The organism is Pseudoalteromonas luteoviolacea NCIMB 1944, from assembly GCF_001625565.1.
Taxonomy (GTDB): domain Bacteria; phylum Pseudomonadota; class Gammaproteobacteria; order Enterobacterales; family Alteromonadaceae; genus Pseudoalteromonas; species Pseudoalteromonas luteoviolacea_F.
The window spans coordinates 1-10,015 of sequence record NZ_AUXS01000086.1; the positions used below are offsets into that span (position 1 = coordinate 1).

The 10,015-nt window shown below is 46.3% G+C and carries 8 protein-coding genes; 5 read left to right on the forward strand and 3 right to left on the reverse strand.

The window, feature by feature from the left end; translation table 11 throughout:
* Positions 1–280: 280 nt before the first annotated feature.
* The 5 genes from N483_RS24765 (at position 281) to N483_RS24785 (ending at position 6,690) form a co-directional block, all read left to right on the forward strand.
* Positions 281–1,369 carry a hypothetical protein gene (locus N483_RS24765; protein ID WP_023402298.1) on the forward strand — a complete coding sequence of 363 codons (1,089 nt, stop codon included), beginning with the start codon at positions 281–283 and terminating at the stop codon, positions 1,367–1,369.
* Between the two features lie 372 nt (positions 1,370–1,741).
* A complete protein-coding gene (locus tag N483_RS24770; RefSeq protein WP_023402299.1) occupies positions 1,742–2,227 on the forward strand; it encodes a DUF2938 domain-containing protein in 486 nt (161 codons plus the stop codon).
* Positions 2,228–2,371: 144 nt separating this feature from the next.
* Positions 2,372–4,336, forward strand: coding sequence for an acyl-CoA synthetase (locus N483_RS24775; RefSeq protein WP_023402300.1), 1,965 nt, complete (start codon positions 2,372–2,374; stop codon positions 4,334–4,336).
* A gap of 68 nt (positions 4,337–4,404) precedes the next feature.
* Complete coding sequence (locus N483_RS24780) at positions 4,405–5,751, forward strand: cytochrome P450 (RefSeq protein ID WP_172642438.1); 1,347 nt, start codon at positions 4,405–4,407, stop codon at positions 5,749–5,751.
* Between the two features lie 18 nt (positions 5,752–5,769).
* The gene (locus tag N483_RS24785; RefSeq protein ID WP_023402302.1) at positions 5,770–6,690 is read left to right on the forward strand and encodes a hypothetical protein; all 921 of its coding nucleotides are present in this window, start codon (positions 5,770–5,772) and stop codon (positions 6,688–6,690) included.
* A 1-nt stretch (position 6,691) separates the two neighbouring features.
* On the opposite strand, the gene N483_RS24790 is transcribed toward N483_RS24785, so the two are convergent.
* The 3 genes from N483_RS24790 to N483_RS24800 all read right to left on the reverse strand — a co-directional run bounded on the left by N483_RS24790 (position 6,692) and on the right by N483_RS24800 (position 10,010).
* Complete coding sequence (locus tag N483_RS24790) at positions 6,692–7,750, reverse strand: SDR family NAD(P)-dependent oxidoreductase (protein WP_023402303.1); 1,059 nt, start codon at positions 7,748–7,750, stop codon at positions 6,692–6,694.
* 2 nt (positions 7,751–7,752) lie between these two features.
* Complete coding sequence (locus N483_RS24795; RefSeq protein WP_023402304.1) at positions 7,753–8,922, reverse strand: NADH:flavin oxidoreductase/NADH oxidase family protein; 1,170 nt, start codon at positions 8,920–8,922, stop codon at positions 7,753–7,755.
* A gap of 71 nt (positions 8,923–8,993) precedes the next feature.
* Positions 8,994–10,010, reverse strand: a complete 1,017-nt coding sequence (locus N483_RS24800) for a hypothetical protein (protein WP_036977451.1) — start codon at positions 10,008–10,010, stop codon at positions 8,994–8,996.
* Positions 10,011–10,015 lie beyond the last annotated feature (5 nt).

The following is a 10,015-nucleotide window of genomic DNA, read 5'->3' on the forward strand; positions in this document are numbered from 1 at the left end:
TTGTCTCACGCATGAGACAAAGTGCTAAGCCTTAATGCGATTGTTTCATTTATATTAATTATTTAATAAAAAGCGTAAAACCATCAAGAAGAAACCAAATAACTCTTAATTTTATAGTATTTAAGACGTCAATAAAGGAATTGACAGACTAATTCATGTTCTGAAAAACACTATTTTTGCAATAAAGGTGAAATTCTCTTTAGCAAGAGTTAGACTTGCGTACTAGTCTTACTTAGGCAAATGTTACTCTTTTTAATATCACTATTCTTTTGGTAGTCGCATGATCAGTTTAGAACAGAAAGTTATCTCATTTTTAGGGAAGAACAAGGAAATGAGCTTTAAAGATGAAGATTTCTCTTACGAGGCGATTTTCCTCTGTAACGTAAAGCCCGATCCGACAAATGCCCGTTACCTGCCCACGGTAATGATCAGTGATGAAGATGCAGCTCTTTTCGTCAACAGGAAAATATCCAAGCGAACATTGGCTAAGATGTATGATGCCGAGGGTCTCGTACTTGTCGGCCACAACTGTTTTATCAATTGCCTCCCCCACGGCTCACCAGATTGGAAAAAAGCAAACGAAACCATTCACTCTATCGTCGATTTAGCCAATAACTTGGCCATGTCAGAAATCATTCAGGTGCCGACTGTTTACCCAATTCAAGATGGTCAATTTCAAATTTTAACGGGACACCGCCGATACTTTGCTCTTTTATATACCTACGGAATTAATTCTGTTTCCCAGTTTAAAGTTTATCAATGCGAGCCTATCTTACTAAAGACCAAACAATTTCAAGAAAATGCCAGCCGCGAAGAGCTACCTCAGTATGGAAAATTGGTCTCGTTTAATGCCGCACTGCTCGAATTACAAACCTTGTCAGACGCCAGACTCCGACTCGGGCTCAAAAAACTAACCGTGCGAGACACCGTCAGCATACTGGGGATCTCCATGGGGTCTTTTGACAACTATAAAGTCCTTACTCGATACCCCTGTGTACTTTCTGCATACGAAAATGGCATAGCCTTGCCATTCATGAAAGCCAAAAAGATTGTGTTGACCATTGAAGAGCAATACAAAGAAAAGCACGATAAAAGCGTCCTCAATGTGACTGATAAGCACCACATTAATGAGGAAATTGATTGTGTGTTGAATGGTAAAACACAGAAAGTCTCCCCCCCGCGCTCAGCATTTAAGTTTAAAAAAATTAACTCGGCTAATACAATTAAGACGTTATTTGAAGCAAATATTTTCCAACTAGATATCGGTATTGACTGGCAGGAACTAGATTGGGGAAAAGCGGCGGATGTGAACGACGCACTGGCCCAGGTGATCGATTACCTCGAATCACACAATCGCGACATTCCTTAATTTCCGGCCACTTTCCCGCGGTTTCGCGTAGAGATAGCAGCGCAACTGCGGCTGTGTTGCGCGCCGATATATGTTGCATTAAATATCCTAACTGGCCCGTATAGACTGCTGATATTTCGTTGAAATATGCGCCACGATATGGATATACTAGGCAGTAATATTGTGGCAATCACCATGGTATTAGACACCCAGCGATATACGTAGCATCAGTCAAAAACGTTGTCGCAAGAAACACTGAGTATATATTGTGAGTCATTCACCCCGCGATCGGTGTGTTGTCGCGCATGTCACCAGCTGCGCGCACGGTCATCATGTGATCACCTTTGTGGTTCGTATATACATGCAAATAGTAAAAAAGACACAGGTATAAAAATGGAATCTTTAGTTCAAGTTATATTAGTAGGGATAGGTGCAACCTTGATCATGGATCTTTGGGCCTTGCTATTAAAAGTCAGTTTTGGCATCCCTTCATTAAATTACGGTATGGTTGGCAGATGGTGTGTCTATCTCACCAAAGGCAAAGTATTTCATCAAGGCATAATGAAAACACCGCCCGTCTCTGGAGAAAATTTACTTGGTTGGATAGCGCACTACGTGATTGGTGTTGCTTTCGCAGCACTGCTTTTTTTAGTGTTGGGTAGTGAGTGGATTGAATCACCGACCCTATTGCCAGCCTTGGTGGCCGGGGTTGTCACCATGGTATTTCCTTTTTTCATTATGCAGCCATGTTTTGGCATGGGAGTCGCGGCCTCCAAGTTGCCCAACCCCAACACACTGAGATTTAGAAGTCTGTTGGCCCATCTGTCGTTTGGCATTGGTCTCTACCTTTCCGCTAAATTGATAATGACACTTGCTTAAAATGATGGATACCACGCCCATTTTCGTAACAGAGCTATAAAATTCAGACACACAGTGTAGGGCGGTGTTGCATCATACACAGTGTGACTTGGCACCTTGTGATACAAGGTGCCAAAGCTAGGGCTAATAAGGAATTTAAATAAAATGCATGATTCACCCCTTAATCAAGAATACTTGTTTCATCCTTTTGTGAAGCGCTTTGCAGGTGATCCCGAACAGGTTCGAGACATCCACGACATCGAGCAATTGGAAAAGCATCCGGCTGCCGAACGCTTTCCCTGCCAATCGGTGACAGATGCACTATTCATCGCTGCACAGAAGTATCAAGATGCCCGAGCAATGAGTTACTTACCCAATGGACGTGCAGACGATCCCGTACAGAGCTGGAGTTACATCGAGTTTCTTGAACAATGTATTGGCGCTGCCAATCTTTTCCACTCATTAGGGATAGATAGCGACAGTTCGGTGGCATTTTTGTTACCCAATATGCCCGAAATGGTGTTTGGGTTATGGGGCGCACAGGCGGTCGCCATCAGCACACCGATCAATCCATTTCTGGAAGTGGAGCATATTTGCGGCATTATGAAAGAAACCCAAGCACGCATTTTAGTGACCCTTTCAAGTGATGCCAACCCAGCGCTTTTCGAAAAAGCGCTGGCAGTCAAGCACAACACAGTCCATCCAGTGACGTTAGTAACCATAGGTGCCCCCAGCAAGGAGGCAATCGACTGGCACTCAGAGCTGAAAAAACAGCCCACTGATAAGTACCTTTTTCATCGTCCATTGCACGGTCACGAAACTTCTGCCTATTTTCATACTGGCGGCACCACAGGCACCCCAAAAATAGCCAGACACACCCATCGAGGTGCAATAGTCAATGCCTGTCAAATGCTCATCGTCGGTCCCAATGAAGCCCTACTCGATACCAAATCGAAAGTTTCACTGTGTGCACTGCCGCTATTTCATGTCAATGCCATTGTGGTGTCCTCATTGACGTCATTGCTCAATGGCTCCGAGCTGCTATTAGCAGGACAGCAGGGATTTAGAAACAAAGCTCTCATGCAAGATTTCTGGGCGATTGTCGAGCGCTTTAAAATCAATTTTTTTGCCGGTGTCCCCACCGTATACGCCGCATTGCTAGAGCAGCCAATCGAACAACACGACATCGACAGCCTATTTTATTGCGGCTGCGGTTCATCTCCTATGCCACAAGTTCTCATCAATGAATTTACCCAGCGCACAGGGGCAGATATTTGTGAAGGCTACGGCATGACAGAAACCACCGCCTGCGCGTCAACGCACTACTATTATGGTGCGCGTAAAGTTGGCTCTGTTGGCATGAGAGTCCCTTATCAAGCCATTCGTGTCGTGCAATTGGGCGACGATGGGCAGATCATAAAAGAATGTGCACACAATGAAGTAGGGGTGCTGCTGATCAAAGGCCCCAATGTGATCCCTGAATATAAACAAGCCTTTGCCAATGCCAATGCGTGGCCAGAGCCAGGGTGGTTGAATACCGGAGATCTGGGCAAGTTCGATGCCGAAGGCTATTTGTGGCTAACCGGCCGACAAAAAGATTTGATCATTCGAGGTGGGCACAATATCGACCCACTGATCATTGAAAATACCTTAGTGGGGCACTCAGATGTCACTATGGCTGCCGCCGTCGGAAAGCCCGATGCGTACGCAGGTGAGTTGCCTGTCGCCTATGTGACGCTCAGTCCAGACTCAACACTCACTGCGGACACCTTAAAACAATATTGCAAAGATAACATACCCGAACCCGCAGCCTCGCCAGTGGAGATAATGATTGTCCCTGAGTTACCTATGACCCCGGTTGGCAAAATATTCAAACTACCACTGCGCCAAGCTGTGCTGATAAATTGCGTCAGCAGTGTCATTCACGCACTGAATGATACGCTTGATTTCACGGTGGAAGTCATCAATAACATGTCGACAGGCAGCATTGTCAGGGTCCACTTTGCCCAACCACGCGAAGACATAGATGAGGTTGCAGAGCAATTGCAGCATCAGCTCGACAAGTTCCACTTTCAATGGGAATTCAAATTTGCACCAGTGTCAGCACCTCAAACCGCACTGGAAATATAACAAACCTAGGCCAGCTATGCAGAGCCCCAAATTTTGGGCGCTTGCTTTTCAATAAAAAGGAAATTGTTGTGACAACGACGAATTTGCAGGAACACGCGATGACCAAGCCCCCCATCGCGAAAAATATCACGGACGGCAAACAACCAATCACCTGGTTAGACAACCCTCTCACATACTTGCGTCAGTGCTATGACCAATACGGTGATATATTTAGAATAGGCTCTGAGAAAAGTTCAGTCACGGTATTGGCCGGGCTTAAAGCCAATCAGCTTATGAGTACGGAGAGCAAGGACTTTTTGAGTTCAAATGCATTTTGGTCAGACACATTGGATGAAATGAATTGCCCTCACTCATTTATTGGCGTCGATGGTGATGTGCATCGCTATCAACGCCGTTTGATGGCCCCGATGTTTTGCAAAGCATCGTTAAAAGACAGCGTCGGCGAGTTTGGGAAAACTTTTCGAGATATTTTAAGTACCCAGTATCGCGAGCCATCAACTCGGCTTTGTCCGTTTCTGCGCCACACTTTGTCAACACAAATCGGGTATGCATTGCAAGGTTATGCCCCCACTCCTGAAGAAGTGGAAGCATTGATCGATTATCAGGCAACGGTCATGAACGCCTGCTCCTTTAAACGTATTTCAAAAAGGGTTTTAACCTCACCTGAATACCTACAAGCGAAGAAGACCGTGCATGAGCTTGCCGATCGGATCATTCACAATGAACAAGCTGAACATGCAAAAGAGCGCTATATTGATGTGTTGATCTCACAAGGACTTAAGAATAAACCTCAGTGGTTCACACCCGGAGATATACGTAATCACGCAATTATTCCTTTTCTTGCGGGAATTGATACGGTTACCTCTGCCCTAAGCTTTGCCTTACGAGAGCTCTTACTCAACCCAGATATTCGACAGGAATTACAACAAGAAGTCGCGCAGTTAAACCTCAATGAACCCGACCTGTCAGTGATCAACGATATGACCAAAGTTAATTTGTTTACCAAAGAGGTCATGCGTTTATACCCACCGGCATTTGCAATTTACCGTGTTGCAACCAATGACTTTGAGTTCAATGGCTATCAAATAAAACAGGGAGAGACCTTGATCTTTTTCTTGTCAGCCTGTCACACGGACGCTCGCTATTTTAGCGATCCGTATACGTTTAAATTACAGCGATTCGCCGATCCAGATGTTGAATCGGAAGCCTATGCGCCTTTTGGTAAAGGACCACACACCTGTATTGGTGCGGGTTTATCCAACATTATTTTACCGCTCAACCTCGCCACTATCTTAAAGTTTGCAGATTTTAAGTACGAGGGTAATATTGCGGATCTGGCACTGGATTACACCAAACCCTCTCTGTCTCTTGACCCCGATTTTTCCTTGAGCATTACTCCGCTTGCACACCAGTAAACTGCATAGGACACGGTTATGTATCCACACCTTTGTCAATTGGCGCTCACCACCAAACACCCCGATTTATGCCGCAGCTTTTATAAAAAGCTGCTGGGCTATCAAGATAGTGGGGGACGCGCGGTGCGCGGTATTGCCGCCGCACGCATTTTCAGTTGTAAAAAAGTGCAAGCACACTGTTATTGGCTCACAGGCGACGACCCGTTTTTTCAATTGGAGATCTTTCACTTTGAACAGCCCCATTCGACAGATAACACAGAAAATATGCTAACGCGCGGTTACAATATGTTGTTTATTGAGGCGCCATCCATTGATAAGATCAGTCAAGACCCACACCTCACTCCCCATATGCGTCAGATATGCCGCTATCGCGATCAGGACACTGAACATCTGTTGGTCAGAGACATTGATAACAATCTTTTGGATATTTTTTCCAACGCGACCTCGCATACCCTGACTAAACCCACACTTCGCGGAGTCGGGGCCACCGTGAATGATTTGGACAGAGAAGTTGCTCACTTCACCCAGGGCTTTGGCTTATCTGAATCCTCGCTGTCGTCGCATTTTGACCCGCTGTTTAAACGCTTGTCTGAACAGCCGCAATACAGTGAGGTGACGCGACGAAGTAAAACACTGGTATGCGGTGGATATCACTTACAGCTCACCCAATACAGTGATGTTTATGCCCATGATACTAAGGCCGCCACAGATCAAGGGGTGCTCAACATTGCCTTGGGCATTCGAGAATACGCCGAGTTTGCACCACTGTACCAAAGTCTATTGGATACAGGTTATCAACCGCTGTGTCTACCGATGGGAGATACCATATCCAATAGCGCATATGTGCACAGTGCTTCACTCAGTGTCGAGCTAATGCAGCTCCCCACACACATTCAAGCCATGTGGGGGTTTCCGACACTCGAGTCTGTAATGGCCTAGGTTAAACCGCGGACTTGACACCTGGTTGAGCAACAGCACGTATTGCGCTCACTGAGTCTATGATGGTCTGCGCTAACTCGATGCGGTATGGATCACAGAAATCTCGCTTTAGTTTGCTGTCATCAAAGCGGTGTTCGATACCTAAGAACTTGTCTAGATAAGCCGTGGTTAAGCCGGTGTTGTGCACCGCTAAGGCGTACACCATCGCATCCTTTAATTCACGACTCGGCATTTTATACTCCGGAAAATGCTGTGCGACAACTGCGGCAATACCTAACAACGATATTGATTTACCCGGTAATAAGTAACGCCCCGTGGCGGCAGGGTTGCGCAAAGCGTCAACATATATTCTCGCGACGTCGCGCACATCGGCAATGCTGTAATACAAACGAGGGCAGCCACTTGCTCGCGCATCAAGTAAATTACGCAATATGGAAATACTGGACTCTTGGTGCGCTTTGGCTGTAAACGGTCCCATCAAAACTGACGGGTTAAATCTTATCAGGGTAGGTAATGCACCAGATGTATCCGCTTCATATTGGGACTTTAGTAACTGCTCTGCTTGTGTTTTTGAATAAAAATAGGGTTCACTATTGGCTTTGTTGTCATTGTTCCAATCACTTTCATCATACAGATGGTCATCAGCAACATCTGAACGAAATACCGCGGCCATTGAAGAGCTGTAAATGACTTTTTTCAAACCTGTGCAGCGCTTCACGCTTTGCAACATATGGTCGGTACCAATGATGTTCGCATCCTGATGGGTATGTGGCACATCGACATCACTGGTAAACCCCAGTGCCGTCGTCGCCGCACAAAAAATCAAAAAGTCGCTGCTTGCAAGGGCTGCATCTAAACTATTTGGCACCGTAAAATCAGCGCGCATCACCTCGAGCGTGTCAGCGCCCTGTGCCTGAGCTAGCTGTTGCAAATATCGCGCGCCCTCGCTTGTAACATCTCTCACCGAGGCTATCACCCGGTAACCTTGTGACAGCAACTCAGCGACAACATGTGTCCCTAAATAGCCACTCGCCCCCGTCACACATACTGTTTCACGCACAATTAGACTCCTTCTTGTGTTCTTATTTTTGGCACCTTGACTGTGCCAGCTTGGCGAGTCAGCCCTCTGATCTTACTCTCATACCACGCGATGCTCATATGCTCCCCTTGCGGATCTCTCGGCAAGGTTAGTCCGCTTTGCGTATCGCAGAGCACCTGTGTGGCAAACTTAGGATCAATTGCCAAAGCCCGCGCAACACCCACAAAATCCGCAGCGCCGCTCTGTAAACATGCTCTCATTCCTGTGGCGCTTCGGAATCCCCCCGTGACAACCAACGCGGTGTTCACCTGAGTGCGAATTTGCTTAGCATATTCTAAAAAATAAGATTCCCGCGCTCGTGTGCTCTCTTTCATATTCCCCATCATGACCGGGTTTTCATAGGTGCCACCTGAGATCTCGATTTGGTCGATCCCCATTTCGTCCAACATCTTGGCAACCTGCATTGACTCCGCTTCACTAAACCCGCCCCGCTGAAAATCTGCCGAGTTAAGCTTTATGGCCACCGGGTAATCCGGACCCACTGCAAGGCGAATTGACTCATAGGTCGCCACTAAGAAGCGCATCCGGTTTTGCAAACTCCCGCCCCATCTATCTGTGCGTATATTATGCAGTGGCGAGAGAAACTGACTGATCAAATAGCCGTGTGCAGCGTGGATCTGTACGCCGCCAAAGCCCACTTGTTTACAGCGCGCTGCACAGCTGGCAAACTTGTCTATCAGGGCCAAAATTTCCTCGTCCGTCAATGCCCGAGGCAAATTAAAATGGCGCGCAAGGCCATTGCCCAACGGCACGACTGAGGGGGCCACTGGTTGAGCACATAACTGACTGATAATTTGCTTCCCAGGATGATTGATTTGCGCCCAAAAATGGGTGTTATTTTCACTGCCCGCAGCGGTCCAGCGACGAAAGCTGTCTAGATCGCTGTGTTGGTCTAATACCACATCCCTTGCCCCAGATAGGGCAGCCCTATCAATCATAATATTGCCAGACACTGAAATACCAATGTCTCCCGCAGCCCATAGACGATATAAGGTCACTAACTTATCGGTTGGATTATGATTTTTATCACCTAACTGTTCACTCATCGCCGATTTAAATATGCGGTTTTTAACCACCACGGAATCGGAAAAGGCATACTGCGCAGCGAGCATATCCTGTGCATTGTCTTTCATAAACGCCTCCACGGGCAGCAGCTCACCTACCCGGTTATTATTAAAAATTCCTTGTTTATAGATGGGGATGTTTAGTCTCGGCATGCCTGTAATAACACTTGCGCTCTTAGCCCCGACGCACTGGAATGCAACGCAAAATACTCCCCATGGGCCGCCGTTGAGCAGGCCATATAATCGACCAGATTAATAATCGAGTCGGCAGAAAAACAATGTCCAAAGCGCGCGATATTGTCCAGATATAGCTGTGTTTTGCTGACCCCAATACTGCCCTCTTTAAGGGTGATCACCGGCATGTAGAGATTGTTGCTAAAGACTTTGCTCAGATCGCGAATAGTGAGGTGATTACGATCCATTAATTGCTGTGCTGTTGTGGTAAAAAGCGGCGTATCGTCGATGTCTTCCCCTGCCACTTTTAACTGTAAGTGTGCATTGACTTGAGAGTCTACAATATTCAGCCCGTCCTCAGGCACCTCGCTCAGCGCCTTTTTATCAGACACCATAAAACTTGCTGCGCCATCACTAAACAGCGCATAATCTTGAAAACGATGCCGCTCATCACGAATCTTATTACTGGTTACCAGCAAAATATGCTGATATTTACCACTTTCAATAAATTGCTTAGCCATATCTAATACTGACAGCAGATTGGCACAGTCAGATACAGTAACTCCCATAGGGAATGCACGCTCCATACCCAAAGATAGCAGTAGCTGGCTATACGAAAGGGTTTCATCCACTGGACTAAAATCGGAACTACAAATGATCACCAGATCAACCTCTTGTGGCTCTATTGGCGCACCAGCAAGGGTCTGCTGCATAGACTCAAATGCCATTTCGAATATCGTTTTAGCTGACGTGCGATACCCACCCCAAGCAAACAACTTGGGCATATTTGGCAGTCCATATTCTGCTAACACACTGTGAAAAACGTCAACATCATCATATTGGTGCTCAACTTCTCCCAAGAAGTATTTTGCAGAATGTAAACAGGATAGCCTCATCATATTTAAACCTCTAATACTTAAAATATCGTAACTTGCCCCTGCACTATGGCTGCGTTTAGCAGCCACCAGGAGCACTGTGTTCATGTCAT

Excerpts from the sequence above, each read along its gene's own strand:
- N483_RS24800 (WP_036977451.1), bottom strand. The coding sequence starts at position 10,010 with ATGAACACAGTGCTCCTGGTGGCTGCTAAACGCAGCCATAGTGCAGGG.
- N483_RS24795 (WP_023402304.1), bottom strand. The coding sequence starts at position 8,922 with ATGAAAGACAATGCACAGGATATGCTCGCTGCGCAGTATGCCTTTTCC.
- N483_RS24770 (WP_023402299.1), top strand. The coding sequence starts at position 1,742 with ATGGAATCTTTAGTTCAAGTTATATTAGTAGGGATAGGTGCAACCTTG.
- N483_RS24775 (WP_023402300.1), top strand. The coding sequence starts at position 2,372 with ATGCATGATTCACCCCTTAATCAAGAATACTTGTTTCATCCTTTTGTG.
- N483_RS24785 (WP_023402302.1), top strand. The coding sequence starts at position 5,770 with ATGTATCCACACCTTTGTCAATTGGCGCTCACCACCAAACACCCCGAT.
- N483_RS24765 (WP_023402298.1), top strand. The coding sequence starts at position 281 with ATGATCAGTTTAGAACAGAAAGTTATCTCATTTTTAGGGAAGAACAAG.